General features: G+C 57.8%; 19 protein-coding genes and 1 pseudogene. 12 read left to right on the top strand and 8 right to left on the bottom strand.

Annotated elements, in window-relative coordinates:
• Together B4F27_RS06525 and B4F27_RS06530 are read left to right on the top strand one after the other, a co-directional pair.
• Window positions 1–975: SEC-C metal-binding domain-containing protein (locus tag B4F27_RS06525; RefSeq protein WP_286759204.1), on the top strand; the 975-nt coding region annotated here is incomplete at its 5' end.
• Window positions 976–1,085: 110 nt separating this feature from the next.
• A complete protein-coding gene (locus tag B4F27_RS06530) occupies window positions 1,086–1,355 on the top strand; it encodes a spike base protein, RCAP_Rcc01079 family (RefSeq protein WP_286759205.1) in 270 nt (89 codons plus the stop codon).
• A 35-nt stretch (window positions 1,356–1,390) separates the two neighbouring features.
• Here the strand turns inward: B4F27_RS06530 and B4F27_RS06535 are convergent, their stop codons facing one another.
• Window positions 1,391–2,059 (bottom strand): sugar transferase, encoded by a 669-nt coding sequence (locus tag B4F27_RS06535; RefSeq protein WP_286759206.1) that lies wholly within the window; start codon window positions 2,057–2,059, stop codon window positions 1,391–1,393.
• Between the two features lie 102 nt (window positions 2,060–2,161).
• Window positions 2,162–2,896 (bottom strand): metallophosphoesterase, encoded by a 735-nt coding sequence (locus B4F27_RS06540; protein WP_286759207.1) that lies wholly within the window; start codon window positions 2,894–2,896, stop codon window positions 2,162–2,164.
• Window positions 2,897–3,073: 177 nt separating this feature from the next.
• On the opposite strand from B4F27_RS06540, the gene B4F27_RS06545 reads away from it, so the two are divergent.
• The 7 genes from B4F27_RS06545 to B4F27_RS06575 all read left to right on the top strand — a co-directional run bounded on the left by B4F27_RS06545 (window position 3,074) and on the right by B4F27_RS06575 (window position 10,952).
• The gene (locus B4F27_RS06545; RefSeq protein WP_286759208.1) at window positions 3,074–5,158 is read left to right on the top strand and encodes a YjbH domain-containing protein; all 2,085 of its coding nucleotides are present in this window, start codon (window positions 3,074–3,076) and stop codon (window positions 5,156–5,158) included.
• The gene (locus B4F27_RS06550; protein ID WP_286759209.1) at window positions 5,155–5,814 is read left to right on the top strand and encodes a YjbF family lipoprotein; all 660 of its coding nucleotides are present in this window, start codon (window positions 5,155–5,157) and stop codon (window positions 5,812–5,814) included. The genes B4F27_RS06545 and B4F27_RS06550 overlap by 4 nt, the downstream gene beginning before the upstream one ends.
• Window positions 5,815–5,986: 172 nt before the next feature.
• Window positions 5,987–7,231: a polysaccharide biosynthesis/export family protein gene (locus B4F27_RS06555; RefSeq protein ID WP_286759220.1), complete on the top strand. Its 1,245-nt coding sequence runs from the start codon at window positions 5,987–5,989 to the stop codon at window positions 7,229–7,231.
• 166 nt (window positions 7,232–7,397) lie between these two features.
• Window positions 7,398–8,348: a glycosyltransferase family 2 protein gene (locus B4F27_RS06560; protein ID WP_037965791.1), complete on the top strand. Its 951-nt coding sequence runs from the start codon at window positions 7,398–7,400 to the stop codon at window positions 8,346–8,348.
• Window positions 8,348–8,752 (top strand): GtrA family protein, encoded by a 405-nt coding sequence (locus tag B4F27_RS06565; protein ID WP_286759210.1) that lies wholly within the window; start codon window positions 8,348–8,350, stop codon window positions 8,750–8,752. Before B4F27_RS06560 ends, B4F27_RS06565 begins: the two co-directional genes overlap by 1 nt.
• On the top strand, window positions 8,749–9,522 hold the full coding sequence (locus B4F27_RS06570; RefSeq protein WP_037942343.1) for a methyltransferase domain-containing protein: 774 nt from the start codon (window positions 8,749–8,751) through the stop codon (window positions 9,520–9,522). The genes B4F27_RS06565 and B4F27_RS06570 overlap by 4 nt, the downstream gene beginning before the upstream one ends.
• A gap of 26 nt (window positions 9,523–9,548) precedes the next feature.
• Window positions 9,549–10,952, top strand: coding sequence for a hypothetical protein (locus B4F27_RS06575; protein ID WP_286759211.1), 1,404 nt, complete (start codon window positions 9,549–9,551; stop codon window positions 10,950–10,952).
• On the opposite strand, the gene idi is transcribed toward B4F27_RS06575, so the two are convergent.
• Together idi and B4F27_RS06585 are read right to left on the bottom strand one after the other, a co-directional pair.
• Complete coding sequence (gene idi / locus B4F27_RS06580) at window positions 10,949–11,467, bottom strand: isopentenyl-diphosphate Delta-isomerase (RefSeq protein ID WP_286759212.1); 519 nt, start codon at window positions 11,465–11,467, stop codon at window positions 10,949–10,951. The two genes, B4F27_RS06575 and idi, sit on opposite strands and share 4 nt — an antisense overlap.
• A gap of 149 nt (window positions 11,468–11,616) precedes the next feature.
• A pseudogene (locus B4F27_RS06585) lies at window positions 11,617–12,291 on the bottom strand (CoA transferase).
• Window positions 12,292–12,385: 94 nt separating this feature from the next.
• Between B4F27_RS06585 and B4F27_RS06590 the strand changes: the two are divergent.
• Both B4F27_RS06590 and B4F27_RS06595 read left to right on the top strand, forming a co-directional pair.
• Window positions 12,386–13,777, top strand: coding sequence for a DUF2793 domain-containing protein (locus tag B4F27_RS06590; protein WP_074636721.1), 1,392 nt, complete (start codon window positions 12,386–12,388; stop codon window positions 13,775–13,777).
• A gap of 114 nt (window positions 13,778–13,891) precedes the next feature.
• Complete coding sequence (locus B4F27_RS06595; RefSeq protein WP_286759213.1) at window positions 13,892–16,381, top strand: calcium-binding protein; 2,490 nt, start codon at window positions 13,892–13,894, stop codon at window positions 16,379–16,381.
• A gap of 25 nt (window positions 16,382–16,406) precedes the next feature.
• On the opposite strand, the gene B4F27_RS06600 is transcribed toward B4F27_RS06595, so the two are convergent.
• From B4F27_RS06600 to B4F27_RS06615, 4 genes are read right to left on the bottom strand one after another with little or no spacing between them, the layout of a single operon-like run.
• Window positions 16,407–17,171 (bottom strand): ABC transporter permease, encoded by a 765-nt coding sequence (locus B4F27_RS06600; protein ID WP_074636725.1) that lies wholly within the window; start codon window positions 17,169–17,171, stop codon window positions 16,407–16,409.
• 29 nt (window positions 17,172–17,200) lie between these two features.
• Window positions 17,201–18,103 (bottom strand): sulfotransferase, encoded by a 903-nt coding sequence (locus B4F27_RS06605; protein ID WP_286759214.1) that lies wholly within the window; start codon window positions 18,101–18,103, stop codon window positions 17,201–17,203.
• Window positions 18,104–18,126: 23 nt separating this feature from the next.
• On the bottom strand, window positions 18,127–18,783 hold the full coding sequence (locus B4F27_RS06610; RefSeq protein ID WP_286759215.1) for an ABC transporter ATP-binding protein: 657 nt from the start codon (window positions 18,781–18,783) through the stop codon (window positions 18,127–18,129).
• Window positions 18,784–18,791: 8 nt separating this feature from the next.
• Window positions 18,792–20,123, bottom strand: a complete 1,332-nt coding sequence (locus B4F27_RS06615) for a capsule biosynthesis protein (RefSeq protein WP_074636730.1) — start codon at window positions 20,121–20,123, stop codon at window positions 18,792–18,794.
• Window positions 20,124–20,214: 91 nt separating this feature from the next.
• Here B4F27_RS06615 and B4F27_RS06620 point away from each other — a divergent pair, with 91 nt between their 5' ends.
• Entirely contained in the window at window positions 20,215–21,138 is a 924-nt protein-coding gene (locus B4F27_RS06620; protein WP_074636732.1) for a glycosyltransferase family 2 protein, read from the top strand.
• Window positions 21,139–21,141: the final 3 nt, after the last annotated feature.

The following is a 21,141-nucleotide window of genomic DNA, read 5'->3' on the forward strand; positions in this document are numbered from 1 at the left end:
GAAGACGATCTGATGCGTATTTTCGGCTCTGAACGGCTTGAGAAAGTGTTGACGACGCTTGGCCTGAAAGAGGGCGAAGCGATTGTACACCCTTGGGTCAACAAGTCGCTGGAGCGCGCGCAGGCCAAGGTCGAAGGGCGCAACTTTGACATTCGTAAACAGCTGTTGAAGTTCGACGATGTGATGAACGACCAGCGGAAAGTCATCTTTGGCCAGCGCCGCGACATCATGGAAGCTGCCGATCTGCAAGAGATCACCGCCGACATGCGCGAGCAGGTGATCGACGATCTGATCGACCAGTTCATGCCGCCAAAAACCTATGCAGATCAGTGGGATACTCAAGGTTTCCAAGCCTCGGTTGCGGATCAGCTGAACCTTGATGTGCCCGTTGCAGCATGGTGTGAGGAAGAAGGCGTCGACGATGAGGTCATCCGCGAACGTCTTGTCGAAGCCAGCGAAAACATGATGGCCCAGAAGGCTGAACAAATCGGCTCCGAGAACATGCGCAACATCGAAAAGCAGGTGTTGTTGCAGGCGATTGACGGCAAGTGGCGTGATCACCTTCTGACGCTGGAACATCTGCGGTCGGTCGTCGGTTTCCGCGGCTATGCGCAGCGTGATCCGTTGAACGAATACAAGAACGAATCCTTCCAGTTGTTTGAAAGCATGCTGGACAGCCTGCGGACCGAAGTGACCCAGAAGCTGGGTCAGATCCGTCCGATGACAGAGGAAGAGCAGCAGCAAATCCTGTCGCAAATGCAGGAACGTCAGGCCGCGGCGCAGGTTAACGCAGCGCAGGCGGCGGAAGAGAACAGCGAAGCGCCAGCTTCGACCGCCGCTGCCGCGTCCGGTTCTACCGCTGTGGCGGGGTTCGACGAGAATGATCCAAGCACGTGGGGCACCCCTGCGCGCAATGATGAATGCCCCTGTGGGTCGGGCAAAAAGTTCAAGCATTGCCACGGCAAGCTTGCGTGAATGATCTTCCCCAAGGCTGGTTGCCGGCCTTGGGGGTGCTCCGCACGGTGGGGTAAGATTTAGGTAGGACCGGTAGACCAAGCTGCGCTCTTCATCAAACGGAGAGCGACATGCCAATTACCGACAATTTCAATGACTATACCGCAGGATTGACCGGCCCTATCTGCGGGGCCTTTGATATTGTGCCCGACGATACCGCCGACCTGCCGCAGATCACCCGTGGCTTTATGGTCGGTGGGGCCGGTGATGTCGCGGTGACGCTGAAAAGCGGGGATGCAATCACGCTGCCCGGTTTGATGGCGGGGGTCGTCTATCCGTTTCGCATCTCACAAGTGCGCGACAGCGGCACCACCGCAACGGGGATCAAAGGGTTGGTCTAGCGCCTTGTCACCGCGTTAACTGTTGTTGCGCCCCGTCAGTATCCGGTGGGGCGCAACAGGACGGGCAGAGTGCGCGCGATGATCTTGAGATCGCCCATAAAGCTTGGCTGGCGCGCATAGCGTTCATCCAGCGAGGCGCGTTCGGCAAACAGCAAGATGCCGCGCCCCGATACCTGCCAAAGCCCTGTGACCCCCGGGCGCACCCGTTGGTAAGCGTGGCGGGCATCGCCGTAGCTGTGCAGCTCCGCTCGGGTGACGGGGCGCGGCCCGACCAAAGACATATCGCCGCGAAGTACGTTCCAGATTTGAGGCAGTTCATCAAGGCCGGTGCGGCGCAGGAAATGGCCGCCGGGGATCACGCGCGGATCTTTGGTCAGCTTTTGGTACAACGCCCATTCCAGCGCGCGATCAGGTCGCGCCAATAGAATCGCCGGCAGCGCGGCCTGTGCATCAGGGACCATCGTTCTGATTTTCCAACAGCGGAAAACCTTGCCGGCGCGCCCAATCCTCGGGTGGGCATAAAGACCGCCCTGACCCGTGGATGCCACCAGACAGTATAAAACGATAATCACGGGCAGGATCAGCGGCAGCAACGCGAGGCTGACGGCAAGATCGAACACCCGTTTCCCGCCACGTTCGTAAAGTGGTGCCCGACGTGCATGGCCATCACTGCCCTGCCGTATCCCGATATCGATAAACGCCATCGTCACCTCTTACCCATAGCAACCAAACACCGGCGCATGTGCCGGTGCGTCAGCTAAAGCAGAGGTATCCTAAGGTGTGGTTAAAATCGGGATGCCGTCAGATCAGAGGTAGTTAAACTCGACCTCGCCATTGTTGATCGTCGCGGCGGTGAGCTTGTCCGTCGCGTAGGCACCGGTGTCGATCGACACCACGCCGCCCTTGATCATCGGCGTGTCGACGATTGTGTGCCCGTGTACGACCCAGATGCCGTCACGGCGGCGTTTGCGCCCGAAATCCTCATGCCCCCAAAGCAACGTCCGGCTTTCCTGATCCTTGATAGGGATCAGTGGGTTAGCAGCGGCGTGCACAAAGGCGACATTGCCCGACACCCACGAGGTTGGAAGGTTGATCACCCAGTCGAGCAAGGCCTCGCCCATAGCGTCTTGCAGGGCGTCGCGGGCGCGTTCAAGATCGTCACCAGAGGAGGTTTGCGACACGCCCGAGACGCCAAAGCTCGACAAAGTCTGGAGCCCGCCGTACCGGAGCCAGCGCGGACCATTCTCTTTCGGATTGTCGATAAACTTTAGCATCATCTGTTCGTGGTTGCCCATAAGCGTGATGATATCGGGCTGTTCGTGCAGCGCCCGCAGAACCTGCGCGCTTTGTTCGCCGCGGTCGACAAGGTCGCCGACGCAGATCACCTGTGTGCCGTCCGGAGGTTCGGGCAGTCTTTCAAGCAGATCAAAACGCCCGTGAATATCTCCGATCGCAATCACGGGCACATCCGGTGTGATCGGATCGAAATGAGGTTCGGGCTCGGGGTCAGGTTGACGGCGTTTAAACCAACGGTTCAGCATAGGTCTTGGCGTATCCTCTGTGTTGCAAAACTGGCGCAACGAAATGGTAAATCCGTTGATTGGACGGCACACAAAGTGTAGTCCTTCCTAAACTTCTCTACGGTCCCGGTATTCGCAACAATTAATTAATAGGTAGGTTAGCAGATGCAAGGGCGCTCGAGGAAACTAGCTTGTTCGATGCTAGCCGGGGCGTTTTGCGTCACTAGTCTTGCCGAAGGTTCAGCGCAATCTTTATCGACCTACGGCACACCCGGATTGGTTGAAATGCCGACGGCCCGCGTGTTGAAGGACGGCGATCTGGCCTTCACGGCAAGCACGTTTGGCCCCAACTACCGGTATTCAGCGACGTTCCAGGTTCTGCCGCGTCTCTATGGGACATTCCGGTATTCGCAGATTAAGAATATCACTACCAATGCGTTCTTGGACGGCGATACTTTCGATCGCAGCTTTGATGTGCATTACCAGATCTGGGATGAAACCGACGTACGCCCTGCTTTCGCCGTGGGTTTGCGTGACTTTCTGGGCACCGGTATCCTGAGCAGTGAATATTTTGTGGCCACCAAAAGCTTCGGGTCGAAGCTGGAGGTCACCGGTGGTCTGGGCTGGGGGCGGCTTGCGGGGCGGAACTCATTCTCGAATCCGTTCAGTATTTTGTCAGACCGGTTTGACACACGGACGCGCGACGCCAACAGGGGCGGCCAGCTAGAGACAGGAAACTGGTTCCGCGGGCCGACGTCGGTCTTCGCGGGCGTGCAGTGGAATGTGTCGGACCAGATGACGCTATTCGCCGAATACTCCCCCGATGAATACACGCGGGAATCGGTGAACACGGGCATCGATGTGTCTTCGCCCCTCAACGTGGGGTTGGAGTATCGTTTCAAGAACGGTGTGCACCTCAAGGGGTTTGTCGTCGGGGGGCATGAGGTCGGCGCGCAGTTGAGCTATGTCATCAACCCCAAGAAACCGTCTGTGCCCGGCGGATTGGAGCAGGCCCCGCGCACCATCGGCGCGCGCAACCGGCTGGCGATTGCGGAGTGGAACAACTCTGCTGCCGGGGGCGGGCGTGATGCGGTCGAGGCCGTGTTGCAGCGTGTGCTGGCGGAAGACGGGCTGGAGCTGCAAGGCTTCACCATGTCGGGCAACCGCGCGACCGTCCGCGTGGAAAACACCCGTTTCGACAATGAGGCCCAAGCGGCAGGGCGCACGGCGCGGGCCATGGCGGTGACGCTACCCCCCGCAATCGAAGAGTTCACGGTCGTGTTTCTGGAGCGCGGCGTGCCGCTGAACCAGATCGTGACGCAAAGATCCGATCTGGAAGAGCTGCAGTTTGATTACGATGGTGCCTGGCGCAGTCTGGCGCGGGCGCGTCTTGAAGACGGGCACGATCAGGGCCGCGAAGGCGAGTTGGCGGATATCTACCCGGTCTTTGACACGTCGATCGGCCCATATCTCGCCACATCCTTTTTCGACCCTAACAGCCCGATTAGGGCCGATTTCGGCGTCCAGCTCAAGATGGATTACCGGCCGCGCCCGGGGCTGACCTTTGGGGGTCGTTTCCGCTATCCGCTGGTGGGCAATATCGACAAATCGTTCCGCGTGTCGAATTCCGTGATCGAGCCGGTCCGCTCTAATGCTATACGCTATGCAAAGGAATCTGAGCTTGAGGTGAACAGCCTCACGGCCGAGTATTTGTTCCGGCCAGGGAAAGACCTGTTTGGTCGTGTTTCTGCAGGGTATCTGGAAGGGATGTTTGGCGGGGTGTCGACCGAGGTGCTTTGGTATCCGATGGATAGCCGGCTCGCACTTGGGGCAGAGTTGAACTATGTCAAACAACGTGATTTCGACATGCTGTTCGGGTTTCAGGACTATGACGTCGTGACCGGCCATGCCTCGGCCTATTACGATCTGGGCAATGGGTTCTTCGGGCAGCTAGACGTGGGGCGCTACCTTGCGGGTGACTATGGCGCGACGTTCTCTTTGGATCGTGAGTTTAACAACGGGTTCAAGGTTGGCGGGTATTTCACGCTCACGGATGTGTCCTTTGATGATTTTGGTGAAGGGTCTTTCGACAAGGGCCTGCGGTTCGAAGTGCCGCTTTCGTGGCTGACCGGACGCCCGTCGCGGACGAAAGTCCAGCAAACAATCAAGCCGATTACACGCGACGGCGGGGCGCGTCTTGCTGTCGCCAACCGTTTGCACGGGGTCGTGCGTGACTATCGCGGCAAAGAGCTGCGGGACAGCTGGGGGAGATACCTGCGATGATCTTACGTGCGTTGACCCTTGGTCTGTGTCTGGCGGGCCTCACAGCCTGTAGCGCCAGTCAGAACCTTCTGGCGCGTGGTGTTGCCGTTGCTGTGGACGACGATTCAGTCGTGCCCAAAACCTCGCAAGGGTTTCCCCCGCGTTTTGCCGCGCTGGTGCAAGATACCGCCACCCCCGCCTTGCTGCTGACCGTAGAAAACCGTGCACAAACCGGCCGCATGCTGCGCGAGGCGCGTGTGAACGGTGTCGATACATGGCTGAGTTCGGATTTAACGGCGCTGATGCTGGAAGACGGGATGCTGCAAGGGACACGCGGCCTTGGGTCTGAACTCTTCGCCGCTGATGTGTCGGAGCCCAAGGCGCTGATCCTGTCCGGGCGGCGCGGATATTCAGATCGGTTGCACAGCAATCTGACAGGAGTGGATAAGATTTCTACCCGCGCGTATCGCTGTCTGGTGGAGCCGCAAGGCAGCGCGACGCTCGTGCTTGAGATCGGCACCGTGCCGACGCGGGTTGTAACCGAGGATTGTAAAAGTCTGGACCAGTCGTTTCGGAATACGTATTGGGTCAGTGTAAAGAGCGGTGCCATTGTACAGGCGCGGCAATGGGCGGGCGATGAGGTCGGGTATTTGATGACCAAAGCCGCCGCCCGTTAAGGTTAACAGGGGCCGAACCTGTCTGGGGGCGAGGTGTCACATGATGAATGGGAGTATTAAAGTGCGATACCTATTGGTAGCTGTTTTGGGCCTGACCCTTGCAAGCTGTGGTACGGTTTACCGAACACCTGAAGTTGTAGAGGGCGTCGCTGGCGGCACCAATGTACGGGTGATGAACCTCACTGCTGAATCCGTCATTCAGGCGAATAGATCCGCCTATGCGCCACGGAGCCTGCCCGATGTGTTTTCCCGCACCGCAGGCTCTGGCTCGGGGCTGCGCGGAACCGGGGCGCTGCCATCGCCCACACTCGACGTTCAGACCCGCCCCAATGCGCTTGAGCTGCGCCTGCCGCCCCCGGTTGATCCCGGTCCCTACGAGATTGGTATCGGTGATGTGGTGCTGCTGGCCACACCGCGTGCCGCCGGATCGGTTGAACAGTTGACCGGGCTGCTGGCCGCACAAAACGCGCGCCAAGGCTATACGGTGCAGGATGACGGATCGATCAACATTCCGGATGTGGGCCGTGTGCGTATTGCCGGTTTGACCATTGAAGACGCCGAAGCGGCCTTGTTCCAGCGTCTGGTCGAGAACCAGATTGACCCGACTTTCAGCCTCGAGATTTCCGAGTTCAACTCGCGCCGTGTGTCCATCGGGGGCGCCGTGTCGCAGCCGACCGTTGTGCCGGTAACGCTGACGCCGCTCTATCTGGAAGAAGCCTTGGCTGCGGCCGGCGGGATCACGGTCGAGGATCAGGACTATGCCTCGATCCGTTTGTACCGTGATGGTACGCTGTATCAGATCCCGCTGTCGCAGCTTTATTCCCGCGCGAGCCTGACCAAGACCCGCCTGCTGCCCGGCGATGCGATCTTTGTGGATACGGAATATGAACTGGCGCGTGCGCAGGAATATTTCGCGCAGCAGATCACTCTGGTTCAGGCGCGTCAGGCGGCACGTGCCTCGGCATTGCAAGAGCTGCAGCTTGAGGTGTCCCTTCGTCGTGCGAGCTTGGATGAGGCCCGTGACAACTATAAAGCACGCCGTGATCTAGGTGCCGATGATCGCGACTATGTCTATCTGGCGGGGGAAGTCGGGACGCAGTCGCGCTTTGCCTTGCCGTACGAGCGTAAGGCAAGTCTGGCAGATGCCTTGTATGATGCGGGTGGTGTGGCGTCCTCGACCGGCGATGTGTCGCAGGTCTATGTGTTGCGCGCATCCTCTGACCCGCGCGAACTGGGGGCTATTACCGCGTGGCATCTGGATGCCCGCAACGCCGCGAATTTCGCGTTGGCCCCGCGGTTCGAACTGCGCCCTGATGACATCATCTTTATCGCGCAGCAGCCCGTCACTAAATGGAGCCGCGCTGTTTCGCAGATCCTGCCGCAGATCCTGAGTGTGGGGAACGCGGTCAGCAATTGATCTGACCGCCATTGATGATCAAAGGCCGGGCAGAACTGTCCGGCCTTTTACGTTTCAAAGGGTCTGTCTAACGGCCAGAGGTTTCGCAAATTGAACCTATCGGTGCCCTATTTCAGCCACATCGCCTCATTACCCCTGAACGGGTCAATTATTCAGGCGGTGTGATATGTATCTTTCTGTTGTGATCCCTTGCATGAACGAAGAAGCCTCGATCCCGGGGCTGGTATCGCGGCTGACGCAGGCGATCGCGCCGTGGAAAGATCGGGCCGAGATTATTCTGGTGGATGATGGATCTACCGATGCCACGTGGAAAGCGATCGAGGCCGCGCAAGCCGGCTGTGCGCAACTGGTGGGTATCAAGCTTTCGGCCAATCGCGGGCATCAAATCGCGCTGACCGCCGGGCTTGAGGCGGCACAGGGCGAACGTATTTTTATGCTGGATGCCGATTTGCAAGATCCGCCGGAATTGCTGGTCGATATGATGTTCATGATGGATCGCGGGTTTGACGTGGTTTACGGGCGTCGTAGCGAGCGCCAGGGCGAGACCATGTTCAAGAAGGCCACGGCGCATCTGTTCTACCGCTTCCTCAATGCCATGTCCGATGTCCCGATCCCGCAGGACACGGGCGACTTCCGTTTGGTCAACCGCCGCTCGCTGGATGCGGTGCTGGCGATGCCGGAAAAGGCCCGTTTTATTCGGGGGATGTTCGCTTGGGCAGGCTTTAAACAGGTGGGTATTGAATATATCCGCGCACCACGCGCCTTGGGCGAAACCAAATACCCCTTCCGCGCCATGATGCGCTTTGCCATCGACGCGATGACCGCCTTTTCGACGAAGCCGTTGAAACTTGCGACGCGCCTGTCTTTTGTCAGCTTGTTCATGGCGGCGTTGATGGCCGTTTATGTGATCTATTCGCTGGTCGTGTATCAGACGGCACCGGGTTGGGCGTCGGTGGTGCTCGCGGTTAGCTTCTTCTCGGGGGCGCAGCTTTTGACGCTGGGTATTCTGGGGGAGTATATCGGTCGACTTTATGTCGAGGCCAAGGATCGCCCGCTTTATTTCGTGAGCGATGATACGCGCGATATGGTCCCCGATGTGAAACGGTTGCGTGCCTGATGCGTGTTTTTGACTATAAGTGCGCCCGCTTTGGGGTTGTCGGCATTATGACGGCATTATCCTACGTGGCGATGTATCCGGCGTTTCTGGCGGCGGGGGTGCCACAACCGGCGGCTAATGCGCTGGCGTTTTTTCTGGCGATCGTGCTGCAGTACATCGGTCATGCCGTGTTCACCTTTGAACGGCGGCTGATCAATCGCAGCCAGATCACAAAGTTCGCCATTATGGTTGGCTGCGGCTTTGGCATGTCGATGCTTGTCACGGGCCCTCTGGCAGAGGCTTTGGGGATGCCGGCCTGGGCGGCGGCGCTGGCCGTTGCGCTGTATCTGCCGGTGCAGAACTATATTTTGATGACCCTATGGGTGTTCGCCTTGCCGCACCCCAAGACGGAGTACATGTCATGAGCCATATCTACAGTGATACATTTTTCGACTACATCAACCAGAGTGCGCGTGCCTCGGCAAAACCGTTTGTGTCATTGCTGTTTCCTTTGCTGAAGCCCACGACGGTGATCGATCTGGGCAGTGGGCGCGGTGTTTGGATGGATGAATGGCGCAAAGGTGGCGCGGAGGACGTGCTGGCCGTAGACGGGGATTATGTAGACCGGGCGCAACTGGCAGTCGCGCCAGAGCAGTTCATGGCCGCCGATCTGACACAGCCGGTAAAGACGGGCCGCCGCTTTGATCTGGCGCAGAGCCTTGAGGTCGGGGAGCATCTGCCCACCGAAGCCTCGGAGGTTCTGGTCGATAGTCTCACGCGGGCATCTGATCGTGTGTTGTTTTCCGCTGCGGTCACCGGACAGGGGGGCGAGTTTCACGTGAACGAACAGCCCTTGTCCTTTTGGCAGGATATTTTCGCGGCCAAGGGCTATGTCGCCTATGATTGCGTGCGCCCTGCATTGAAGGACAACAAGGATATCGCGCCCTGGTATCGTTACAACGCGATCCTTTATGTGAATGAGGCCGGGCGCGCGGGTTTGCCGAAAGAGATCCTCGCGACCCAAGTGCCTGCGGGGCAAAAGCTGCGCAACGCGGGTAGCCTTGGCTGGCGGTTGCGTTTGGCTGTGGTCAAGACCCTGCCACGCGGCGTTGTCACAGCCATTGCGCAAGCGCGGGCGATGGTGCTTGCCTTGCGGGCGCGCCGTGCCAAGACCCTGGGTCGCGCGGCTGTATGACGGCGGCGGTTGGGCGGCAGTTGGCGATGCGGGCCGAATCTGAACGGCTGCAGCTGGCACCGGTGTTTCTGATCACACTGGTGGCGGCGTTCTTGCTGACGGGGCAAAATCTGCTGGATCCGATGATCCGCCATGATGACTACCCCGCCTTTTTCGCGGATGCGCCCGCCTTTTGGAACAAGACCCTGCACGAGGGGCGGTGGTTGAACTACATCTGGCACCTGCGCGAGGTGGTAACGCCTGCCTGGCTGAACTTTGCCCTGTATCAGAGCCTATGGGCGGCGTTTGTCGCTGCGTTTGCCGTTGCGGCGATGGGGCCCGGTGGGCAGCGCTGGTTTACTGTCGTGCTGGCCCTGCTGCTGGTGGTTTGCCCGTCCGAGATGCTGATCTCGCTCTGGTTCAATACGCTCATCCCCGGGTTGGCTGTTGTGGCGCTGTTTGCGGTGCTGGCCTGTTACCTGTCCAGCGCGCAGCTGCGCTGGCTGTTGCCGATTTTCGTGATCGTCAGCTTTATGGCCTATACGACCTATCCGCTGCTGCTGTTGGCGATTTGCATTGCGCGTACGCGGGACCGGTCAATCCGCGATCTGGCGGGGCTGATGGCGCTGTTTTGCGCAAGCTTCGTTGTCGCGGTGCTGACGGTCTATACGTTGAACTGGCAGGTTCATGGTGTATTTGGCGTGCCTGTGGCCGATTGGCGTGATCCGACCGCGGGGGACGGGATTGGCGGGATGATCGCCAACCTGCCGAAGCTGGGGGAAACATTTACGCTGTTCCTCAACCGGACCGGCATCGGGTATCCGCCGCTGATCGGGCTTATTCCTTTCGTCTATATCATTGCCCTGAATGTGCTACGCAAGCGCGCGCCGCTTGAGGCTTTGTATCTTGCGGCTGGTATGGGGATCGGGCTGGCGCTGACGGTGGTTCAGGCGCTGAAACTGGGTGTGATCGTTCCGCCGCGCGCGTTTATCTTCTTTTGGGTTTTCTTTGCGCTGACCGCGGTGCGTGCGGTCCAGATATTGAGCGAGGATGAGGGTCTATACGGCCGTTTAGGGCGCAATCTATTGCTGTTGATCATCGGTGTGTGGTTCATCCAGCTGTTTCTGGCCTATGGGCAGTCCAATGATTGGCGTAGCGATACCAAGCTCTGGGCGCAGGAGGTGCGGGCGACAGAGGGGCCGGTCTATGTCTATGGCGATTCGTCGAAAATTGCCGCTGGGCTAAAGGCCGGCATACAATCTTATAAAGCGCTGCCGTTCCGGCTGAAACAATTGACCGGAAAGACAGCGGTCGCCTGTGATGAGGTGCCTGATACCTGCCCGTCCCGACCAGATATGACTGCCAGTGATGCCGAGGTGCATTTGCTGCGCGAAGGGAATGCGCTGTTCATGCTGTTTACGCCAAAACCAGGGGACGAGACTGAGGATTAAGCGGTAAAGATGCTGTCCATGTGTTCGGCCAGATAGATGCGCAGCCAGGGGGTAAAACGCTCTGGCGTGGTTTGGGTCTGGCGGGCGAGGTCGGAGAGGTCGACCCAGGCGGTGTCCATCACTTCGGCGGGGTTCGGGGTCACATCGGTGAGCGCGACGGCTTCGGCGACGTAAATCTCTACCAGCTCATGTTCGGTCAGGCCGCCGCCCACATCGGCGCGGTATTCGACCTGGTCGCGATGGTCGAGCCTTAGGCCGCTGATCCCTAGCTCTTCGTCCAGTCGCCGTTTGGCGCAGGTGAGCGCGGGTTCCTCCCAGAACGGATGGGTACAGCAGGCGTTCGCCCAGAGACCGGGGGTGTGATATTTGCCAAGCGCCCGCCGCTGGATCAGGGTTTCGCGTCCGCGCATGACGAAAACCGAGATAGCCTTATGGCGCAGACCGCGCTGGTGGACTTCAAGCTTTTCGACGGGGGTAAGCTTGCCGTTGACCCAGGCGGGGATCATCGTGTTCATGTGGCTGCCCCGTTCGGGTGGCGTTTTGGCGATGTCATATCTGGCTGCCCCGCTCCTTGCGGCCCGCTGGCCCCTCTGCGCTAGGCGGTCTTGTAGCGGGTCGATTCTGGATTGTCAGCCGCTGGTTGCGAAATGACGGATAAGAGCGGTTACGCAATACCGCCTGCGTTAAGGATGGTGGCGATGCGATCTGTGTCATAGCCAAGATTGGCGAGGATAGTGCGGGTATCGGTTTGACCGTCAGGCATCCGTGGCGGCGTGGTTTTATGGGTCGAATATCGCGGCGCTGGCGCAGGCTGTAGCACGTTCCCTGCGGTGACGAATGTATCGCGTGCGGTGTTGTGAGGGTGGGTAGGTGCCTCTGCCAATGACAGAACGGGGGTATAGCAGGCACCGTGGCCGATCATGATCTCGTCCCATTCGGCGCGGGTCTTGGTTTCAATCAAGCGGGCAAGCTTGTCGCGCATGGCGTCCCATTGGCGTTGGTCGTTTTGGATCTGCATGACGGGATCGTTTGACAGACCGCAAAGGTGCAGTAGTTGAGCGTAGAATTGCGGCTCTATCGCGCCAATAGAGACGAATTTTCCATCCGCTGTCTTGTAGGCATCATAGAAATGCGCCCCTGTATCAAGCATGTTCACACCCCGGTCATCGTGTCACCAGCCTTGACCGTGAAACGCATAGATCATCGACATCGACAGGGCCGATCCATCGGTCATGGCAGCGTCGATCACAGTACCTTTACCACCGCGCTGTACGTCCAAAAGGGCAAAGACCATGCCAAAAGCAAGCATCATGGCACCGCCCCCGAAATCGCCGACCATATTGGCGGGGGGGGCGTGCGGTGGTGCAGGCTCGCGTTAACCTGTCTGCGGCAGGGTTGGTCCTGATCAACATCTACCGAACAGGAGTCACCATATGACCGATACATCCCCCGTTCTCGCCCTTCCGTATATTCAACCGTCGCAAGCGCAAAAGCATGTGACCCATAACGAGGCGCTGCGGCTTTTGGATGCGATTGTGCAACTGTCGGTCCTGTCTTTCACCGAAACTACGCCGCCCGCGACCGCAGCCGAGGGGGATCGGTATCTGGTGGCCTCAAACGCTGTGGGGGATTGGGCGGGGCATGACCATGCGGTGGCAGTGTTCGTGGATGGGGCGTGGCAGTTTATCGCGCCGATGCCGGGCTGGGTGGCATCTGTGGCCCCCGGCCAAACCCAAGTGGTTTACGACGGCGCGCGCTGGGCGGTGCCGGCGTTGCAAGATGTGCCTCGGCTTGGTGTCGGAGCGGCGCCGGATGCGTATAACCGGTTGGTTGTGGCGTCGGATGCGGTGCTGTTCAACAATGACGGGGCGGGGCATCAGGTGAAGATCAACAAGGCAGCCGAAGGGGACACGGCCAGTCTGCTGTTCCAGACCGCCTTTGGAGGGCGGGCCGAGATGGGGACCTCGGGGAGCGATGATTTCGCCATCAAGGTCAGCGCAGACGGCGCAAATTGGGCGGAAGCTTTGCGCATTGAAGCGGCGAGCGGGCGTGTGACCGCCCCAGTCTCGGGTTGGCGAGAGCGGCTGACTGCCCCCCGCGTTTACTATGTGAACCCGCTTGAGGGTGGCGACGGGCAAAGTGGGCGGGGCACGGGGGCGGCTGCCTTTGCGTCGCTAGGCCGTGCGATGGAGGAAGTCGTCCGTTTGGACAGCGCAGGCCACGCCGTTACGGTTCAATTGGCGGATGGCAGCTATGATCTGGGCGCTTCGCCAGTCGCGGCAAGAGCGGCATTGGGGGGAGGTCTGGTTGAGCTTGTCGGGAATACCGGCGACCCCGACGCGGTCACGATGACGGCTACAGGGTCGGTGATCGAACTGGTTTCGGGGCGTCTGAGATTGCGGGGTATGACGATAGAGACCACCGGTGCCGACCCGGCGATCCGGGTGTTGCCGGAAGCGGTGTTAGAGGTTGATGAGGTCGTCTTTGGCACGGCGGGGGGACATCTGGATATTGTCGGCGGGCGCGTCGAGGGTGCGGGTTCGTATGTTATCGACGGCGATGCCGCGTATCATCTGCGTCTGTCGCAGGGGGCTGTGCTGGCGCGGGGGATGCAGACGGTGACGCTGGCGAATACGCCCGACTTTGCCACTGCGTTTGTGAGCTGCGAGATGGCCGGGCAGGCGGATTTCAGCGGGCATGGTTTCACCGGCACAGCCACGGGCAAACGTTTTGACGTGAGCAGCAACTCTGTTGTGCAAAGTGGCGGGACAGTGCTGCCGGGCGATATCGCGGGCACGACGCAAAGCGGTGGCCTATACCTCTGATCTGCGAAAACCTGACAATTGTATGAAAGGGCCACATTGCCGCCTTAAAAGCTGAAGCTGCCGTTAAGGAATTCAGCCCATCTTTATCCCCGGAACATGTAGGGGAATAAACCGATGGAGCTTGAGCATAAAACCACATTGTCCGCACGGGAGGATATGGCGCTGACCGGGGTGACGGATATGGCGGTTGTCCAATCCTCTGGCGGGGCGGTGCTGTACACGACCTCGCGCTTTGGTGGCGGTGACTTGCTGGCCTATCGCATTGATGCGGAAGGGGGGCTTCGGTTTTTGGACAGTCGGGCCATCGCCGGGGACACGCGGGCCGGGGTCACCAGCAGGCTGGAGGTTGTAGACGGTGCGCTATTGCTCACGGGGGCGGATAACGCTGCGCTCACCCGCGTTGCGTTAACAGATGATGGGCGCTTTGGTAATGTTTCTGCCGTGACCAGTGGTGCCGTGCCTGCCCAGTTACTGGCCGTCGAGACGCTGGATTTAGGCGGGCAGAGCTATCTGTACGGGCTGGTGCGGGGGGCGGATAGCATCGGGTCGTGGCGCATGGGCGACGATGGGGCGCTGACGCGCATATCGGGCGACAGTGGCGTCGCGTCAGAGGCAGGTCTGACCGGCCTGAGCGTCGGGTACGTCGGAAGCACGCCGTATCTGCTGGCGTCCTCGGCGCGGGACGACGCATTTATTTCGTTCAAATTGGATGGGAATGGTATCCCGCGAGAAGTCTCTCGTATCGCGGCGGAGGATGGCGTGGGGATCGGCAGGCCAAGCGCGACAGCTTTTGTAGAGGTTGGCGGCCATGGATTTGCGATACTGGCCGCGGCGGGAAGCGCGAGTTTGAGCGTCGCGATGTTGGGGGAAAATGGTGGGTTAACCTTAACGGATCACGTCCTCGACACGCGGGACACGCGATTTGACGGGGTGCATGTGATCGAGACCGCAACACATCGCGGCCGCGCCTATGTGGCGGCGGCGGGCGGAGATGACGGCGTTTCGGTCTTTGAGTTGATGGACGATGGCCGGTTGATGCATCTGGTGTCGATCGAAGACACGGAAGAGAGCACGCTCGACGCGGTGTCGGCGCTTAACTTTTCGGTACAAGGAGATTTACTGCACCTCGCCGTCGCCTCGGGTGCCGAAGCGGGGCTGAGCATCTTTACGGTGGATATTTCTGACCGGGTTGCGGCGGCAACAGGGGGTGATCAAGCTGACACGCTGACAGGCGGCACGGGGGGCGATTTGTTATCCGGCGGGGATGGCGCGGACCATATCGCCGGGCGCGCAGGGGATGATATTTTGCGAGACGGCGGCGGCCGTGATCTGTTGACCGGCGGCTCCGGCCGCGATCTTTTTGTCCTTTCCGCAGATGGGGAGGCCGATACGATTGCCGATTTCGACAGCGCGCAAGACAGTATTGATCTGTCGGCCTGGCCGTTCCTGAGACATGGGTCTCAGTTGACCATATCTTCGACCAAAGACGGTGCCGTTCTGTCTTTTGGTGAGGAGCGACTGGAGATAAAAACATCGAACGGACAGTCCCTTAGCGAGGATGATGTTCAAGCGCTCGATCTGATTGGGCAGTCGCGTTTCATGCCGGATTGGACCCTGCCAGAGGAACCCGATACGCCATCCCTTCCCGCCGAACCGTCGCCGTTGGTTCTGGTTGGCACGCCAAGGTCCGATGTGCTGGAAGGGGATGCGGCGGATGATCATATCAGCGGGCGCGCGGATGGCGACAGGCTGATCGGCGCAGGCGGCAATGATACGATCCTTGGCGAAGCTGGCGCCGATACGATCTATGGTAACGGCGGAAGCGATCTGATTGACGGTGGGACCGAGGGGGATCAGATCTGGGGCGGTATCGGCTGGGACACTTTGCGCGCTGGTGATGGGGACGACGCCCTGTGGGGCGGCGACGGGTATGACGCGCTTGGCGGTGGCGATGGGAACGACACGTTAACCGGCAATAACGGTGCGGATAGACTCTATGGGGATAGGGACGATGACCATCTGATCGGCGGGTTAAATGCCGATAGCCTGTGGGGCGGTGCCGGCAAAGACCGTTTGGAGGGCAGCGCCGGCGCGGATCAACTGCTTGGCGGCAGCGGGAATGATCAGCTTTTCGGAAATGCGGGGGCAGATTTCTTGCAGGGGGATAGCGGGAATGACCGTCTTGCCGGGGGGATCAACAACGATACGGTTAACGGTGGGTCCGGGAACGATACGCTGTCGGGCGACAATGGTGCCGACCAGCTGATCGGCGGCGACGGCGATGATTTGATCAAAGGCAATGCCGGTCACGATACGCTTGACGGCGGCGCGGGAAACGACGTGCTATCCGGTGGCATCGGGGCAGATCGGTTTATCTATGGTGCAGGCCAAGACACAATCCTGAGCTTTCAAAACGAAATTGACACTCTTTCGCTGGATTCTGCCCTTTGGGGTGGGGGAAGTTTATCGATGAGCCAACTTCAGTCGTTCGCACGCAAAGGGGCCGAGGGGCATATCGTGCTGGATTTTGGCAGCGGCAAAACACTGGATCTGCTGGGGGTCGAGAACCTATCCATCCTGAATGGCGACTTCGAAAGTTTTTAAAGCTCACATTGCCATGCTGGGATGGTTACCGTTCCAGAATGTCACGGTGATATCGCCTTAATAACACAAGGCCAAAAAGGCCCAGTATTGCGGCAACGGCATAGACATAGGCTGAGGAGACATAGGGTACGTCGTAGTTATGATAAAATCCGGACCTGACGCGGCCGACCACGTGGATCAGCGGATTGAACCAAAGATAGCTGCGGTAGGGTTCGGGTATCGTTTCGTATAAAAAGATGACGCCGGACAGTAGCAAAAGCGGCCGCGTGCAAATCCCGTAGACACGTTGCCAGACCTGAAACATCGACATCATGAAACAGTTGAATATCCCCACGCCCAGGGAAAGCGCGGCAATCATCGTCAAAGCTGACATGATATCTGATGCATTTACTGCGGCCCGCGTATCAAACAGAAAAATGATCCCACTCAGTACGATCAAGCCTACAAGAAGCTGAGTGAGAAAATTGAGGATGAACCGCCCCAAGATGGCGTCGACGAAAGTCACGCGCGGGTAGGCTAGTAGCTGTTTCGAATAGTTGATCGCCTGCGCGACCTTGTTGCTGAGATCGACGAACATCAAAAAAGGCAGCAAACCTGTAGCGTAAAAGATTGGAAAATTGTTTCCGAGGGGGGGCATACGAAACCCGATCGAGAATATTGCGGTCAACAGCGCGATCCCGAGAACGGGTTCAGCCAATGCCCAAATATACCCACCCGGGGACCGGCCATAGCTGGTCCCAATTTCGCGAAGTATCAGCGCGACGATAATGCGTGGCGTCGCAAAGACCATTGTATTTCGTCCGCGTGCAACCCGACCTATCATCCTGGTACCCTCTGCGCGCTGTTGATCTGCCATCGGGCGGGCGTCGCTGCGCCAAAACGATTTACAATGAAGTCATACTGTAGGGCAAAGGCCTCTCTAAAACTGTGTTTTAGGTGCTCTGGCAACATGGCGTGGCGACCAGAATTACTGCGAAGATCAGCTTTGGGTGAAATCGGCGAAATACCTAAGAACGTGCAGATATCGCGCACGGTATGAGCGTGAAAAAGGTCTTCGTAAAATACATATTTAATTCGATGTGGAGGGATCACGGCTTCCAGCTCGCTCATCGTGCGCCGATAGTTCGCCCGCTCTAACTTAGGCAGCCGTTTACTGTCGATCAGATGCTGCGCGCGCGCCTCGCAAGCCGTTTGAAAGTCAGCTACCTGGGCGGCATCCGCGCTAACGGCCATTCTGATTTGGGACCACATACGATCAATCGGATCCCTCAAAATAAAGATGAAACAACTTTCGCCAAGGCTCCCCATTTCAGAGAAGTCCTTTGCGTCCAATATCGCATAAGCCGGGGTGATGTCGCATATCACAGGCTGGCCGCGAAATCCCCGAGTAAGATAGGAAAGGTAAGCCTCGTGATCTCCTGGCGCATCCGTGTAGATGGACAAAAGGTCAGCCAATTCGCTGAGAACCCTAAGATTGCGCCGATTCTTGGGGCCGCGTTCTGACACCAATTCCTTTGCCAAGGTTTTCACCGTGTTCATACGTAGGCCAAAGACCTGGTCAGACTTACCCGCGATCACATTGAAATAATGAAGTTCCTTATTGCGCGAAAAATGAATCTCACTGCTGGTGCGCAAGGTTTCATAAAGCCAAGTCGTGCCGGCTTTCTGAGCCCCGATGCAATAGGCAAGCTTGGTGTTTTCCGGCAGAAGATTTAGAGCCATACGGTACGCCTTGGGGGAGCTGATCATTTCCCCATGTTGTATTCGTGATGTGCTATCGCATCGTTAATGTCGTCAAAGTATTCTAGGTTTCCGGCCTCTAAAACAGCGCCTGCCGTGCATAGTTCTCGTAGCATGCCATTGGAATGGCTTACAAATATTGCACCGGATCGGGACAGGCGGTCCATAAATATGGAACGACTTTTCTGTTTGAACCGAGCATCTCCGACAGCGGTGATTTCGTCAATCAGATAGGTGTCAAACTGCAGCCCCATGGAAACGCCGAAAGCTAGGCGCGACTTCATACCGGCGGAGTATGTTCGGAATGGAAGATGAAAATGAACCCCAAGCTCTGAAAAATCGGCGACGTAATCGACCAGTGCGGACGTGTCTGCACCATAAATCCGTGCCACGAAGCGCGTGTTTTGTGCCCCCGTCATGTCGGGGTGGAACGAGCCGGCAAAGCCAACTGGGAAGGATACACTGCCATCAGAGATGACCTCGCCCGATGTAGGGTCAGCTGCCCCCGCAATGATCTTGAGCAGCGTAGATTTTCCAGCGCCGTTCCGCCCTAGCAGCCCGACAGAAATACCAGTGGGAAAAATAACGCTAATATTTGAAGCGACTGTCTTCCGTCGCCCCCGCACATGATAGGTTTTGGTCAAATTTCGAAAGACAATCATCGGCGATCCTAGTGCCGATCTCGTAAGGAGTGCCAAACCAGCATGATGAGCGCCCACAGGGCGAAGCTAGATGCGAATGTGACGCCTAGAAGAAATGGGCGATTTGGATAAATCGAAGTCTCTGCAAGTGTCGGAGGAATATGCGCCGCCAAGTATTTGGATCTTTTTCGCGCCTCTGCAACCGCTGTATCAAAGGCGGCTTGGCTGGCCGTATAAGACTGTTCAGCAAATTCCAAATCGACCTTTAGGCTTTCAAACTGCCCGAAAAGGTCCGCGAAACCAATGGTGTGCATTGCACCCTGCTTGGCGTTCAATTTTTGATGCTCCTGCGAGATACGCGCTGCTATTATGTCGCGCCTTCGTTGCGCTTGCTTCAAGCGGGGATCGGTTGGCGTGCTGGTTTGTTGAAGCATGTCGATGCTAATCAACGTTTCCGTCATTTCTGCTTCTAAAGATGCCAATAACCCGGTCTGAATTTGAAGCGGTGTATCGGGGCTCACCAATTGGTTCCTCATGCGGAATTCGGCCAGCGTAAGCCGCGTTTTTTTGAGGCGCTGCGCAGCGCGCGCCAAGTTTTCTTCAGCATGTTGGGTAGCATCCTCGCGCGCTATCGCGGAAAGTTCATGTATCAGTTGTGCGCTTTCAGCATAGATTTCTTGGACAATGGCCCGCGCGTCTTCGGGAGCAAATGCTTGCACCTTAACCTCGATCAAACCGGTGCTACTATCGCTATACACATTGACCATGCGACCCCAGTACTTGGTCAGTTCCTCGATCGTACCAGGGGCGTGGTAGCCGAAAACCGGATCAGAGTTCGTTGCGGGGGGAGACCATATTTTTCGCAAATTCAGAGACTTATCGATTTTCTCCACTAAGTGCTGACTTTGAATGAATTGATACAGAACTTCTTCGTCCGCGGCACCGGACCCCGAGAGATTTGCAACCCCACCCAAGAGTTCGACAGGCGAGCTCATATCCTCGCTATGGACTGCAAATCCGGCGATGGAGGTATAGCGATCTGCAGCGCACTCCCAAAGGTACCATGACACGAACAGGCTGGTTCCGAGAACGATGATGATGAAGCTGACAAAAGAAAGCCGATGACGTAGGTGAAGGCGCGCTTGTGGCACAGGCGGGACGATCGACGCGACTGGCAGCGTCAGAATGGTCGCTTGAGAGGCGGTTTCTCGTTTTTTTTCCCGCGCCGCAACGGCCAGCGCCCTATCATGCCTTTTTTTTTCGATGCGTCGCAAAGCTTCCTCACGCTCGCGCAGTTTTTGTTGTTTGCGCGCCGCGTGCGTATGGTGCGTGGTCGTTGATTGGGCTGGATTATGGGTCATGATCTCAGTGCCTAATTCAATAGTCCTCACAGTTTATTAATTCTCGCGAAGTAGTTCAGAGAAAGTCGATTAAACTACGAAGGACTTTGGGATGGCGGAACCGCATGTTCACATTTTAATGGGGACGAAGAACGGTGGCATGTTTTTGGCAGATCAGCTGGCCTCAATCCGCGGGCAATCGCATCAGGATTGGAGCCTTTGGGTAAGCGATGACGGCTCGACCGATGGCACCTGGGAGGCGCTTGAAAATTTCAAAGCGGAAACACCGCACCATGATATTCACTTGCTCAAAGGGCCTCAGAGTGGCGTTGCCGCCAATTATTATAAATTGTTGAAAAACCAAGAGTTAGACGGGAGGTGGGTGGCGTTTTCCGATCAGGATGATATCTGGCTGCCTCACAAACTATCCCGTGCTGTCGCGCTCGTCGGGCGGCTGGGTGGTAGATGTGTTTACAGTAGTAGAAGTTACTATGTGGACCAAACGGGGGGGCGGTTGGGAACGTCCCCAATGCTGAACCGCCCTTATCGTTTTGGAAATGCAATCGTACAGAACGTTTTGCGCGGAAATACGATTGTGATTCCGCCTATCGTCACCAACTATCTGCGTAGCATTGTAAGTACTACAGACGTTGCGGAAACTCCTTTTCATGATTGGTGGATGTATCAAGCGATCACAGGCGCAGGGTTTGGTATTCTTCATGATCAGAAACCTGGGGTACTATACAGGCAACACGGTGAAAATCTTGTGGGCGCGCCTGTTCGCCATTTACGGCGCAGGGCTCTATGCATGGCGGATGGTACGTTGGTGAATTGGATCGATACAAATGCGGCCGCGATGTACCGAATTGCTCCCGTTCTGACGGCGACCGCTCGCGAGCAATTATTGAGGTTTCTCGATTGGCGTTCCCAAAGTCACACTAAAGGTCGAGCGGCACTGACTTCGCTGGGGATCTACCGGCAAACACATGCGGGCGATCTAGCCCTGCGCGCGCTTGCACAACTCAAACAGTTCTGAACC

Source organism: Sulfitobacter sp. UBA1132, from assembly GCF_002311545.1.
In the GTDB taxonomy this organism is placed as follows: domain Bacteria; phylum Pseudomonadota; class Alphaproteobacteria; order Rhodobacterales; family Rhodobacteraceae; genus Sulfitobacter; species Sulfitobacter pontiacus.

What these genes read in the sequence shown, in the direction of transcription:
- B4F27_RS06605 (WP_286759214.1), bottom strand. Translation starts at nt 18,103, where the DNA reads ATGGCTCTAAATCTTCTGCCGGAAAACACCAAGCTTGCCTATTGCATC.
- B4F27_RS06595 (WP_286759213.1), top strand. Translation starts at nt 13,892, where the DNA reads ATGGAGCTTGAGCATAAAACCACATTGTCCGCACGGGAGGATATGGCG.
- B4F27_RS06560 (WP_037965791.1), top strand. Translation starts at nt 7,398, where the DNA reads ATGTATCTTTCTGTTGTGATCCCTTGCATGAACGAAGAAGCCTCGATC.
- B4F27_RS06600 (WP_074636725.1), bottom strand. Translation starts at nt 17,171, where the DNA reads ATGGTCTTTGCGACGCCACGCATTATCGTCGCGCTGATACTTCGCGAA.
- idi (WP_286759212.1), bottom strand. Translation starts at nt 11,467, where the DNA reads ATGAACACGATGATCCCCGCCTGGGTCAACGGCAAGCTTACCCCCGTC.
- B4F27_RS06540 (WP_286759207.1), bottom strand. Translation starts at nt 2,896, where the DNA reads ATGCTGAACCGTTGGTTTAAACGCCGTCAACCTGACCCCGAGCCCGAA.
- B4F27_RS06590 (WP_074636721.1), top strand. Translation starts at nt 12,386, where the DNA reads ATGACCGATACATCCCCCGTTCTCGCCCTTCCGTATATTCAACCGTCG.
- B4F27_RS06550 (WP_286759209.1), top strand. Translation starts at nt 5,155, where the DNA reads ATGATCTTACGTGCGTTGACCCTTGGTCTGTGTCTGGCGGGCCTCACA.
- B4F27_RS06530 (WP_286759205.1), top strand. Translation starts at nt 1,086, where the DNA reads ATGCCAATTACCGACAATTTCAATGACTATACCGCAGGATTGACCGGC.
- B4F27_RS06535 (WP_286759206.1), bottom strand. Translation starts at nt 2,059, where the DNA reads ATGGCGTTTATCGATATCGGGATACGGCAGGGCAGTGATGGCCATGCA.
- B4F27_RS06545 (WP_286759208.1), top strand. Translation starts at nt 3,074, where the DNA reads ATGCTAGCCGGGGCGTTTTGCGTCACTAGTCTTGCCGAAGGTTCAGCG.
- B4F27_RS06615 (WP_074636730.1), bottom strand. Translation starts at nt 20,123, where the DNA reads ATGACCCATAATCCAGCCCAATCAACGACCACGCACCATACGCACGCG.
- B4F27_RS06575 (WP_286759211.1), top strand. Translation starts at nt 9,549, where the DNA reads ATGCGGGCCGAATCTGAACGGCTGCAGCTGGCACCGGTGTTTCTGATC.
- B4F27_RS06555 (WP_286759220.1), top strand. Translation starts at nt 5,987, where the DNA reads ATGAACCTCACTGCTGAATCCGTCATTCAGGCGAATAGATCCGCCTAT.
- B4F27_RS06620 (WP_074636732.1), top strand. Translation starts at nt 20,215, where the DNA reads ATGGCGGAACCGCATGTTCACATTTTAATGGGGACGAAGAACGGTGGC.
- B4F27_RS06610 (WP_286759215.1), bottom strand. Translation starts at nt 18,783, where the DNA reads ATGATTGTCTTTCGAAATTTGACCAAAACCTATCATGTGCGGGGGCGA.
- B4F27_RS06570 (WP_037942343.1), top strand. Translation starts at nt 8,749, where the DNA reads ATGAGCCATATCTACAGTGATACATTTTTCGACTACATCAACCAGAGT.
- B4F27_RS06565 (WP_286759210.1), top strand. Translation starts at nt 8,348, where the DNA reads ATGCGTGTTTTTGACTATAAGTGCGCCCGCTTTGGGGTTGTCGGCATT.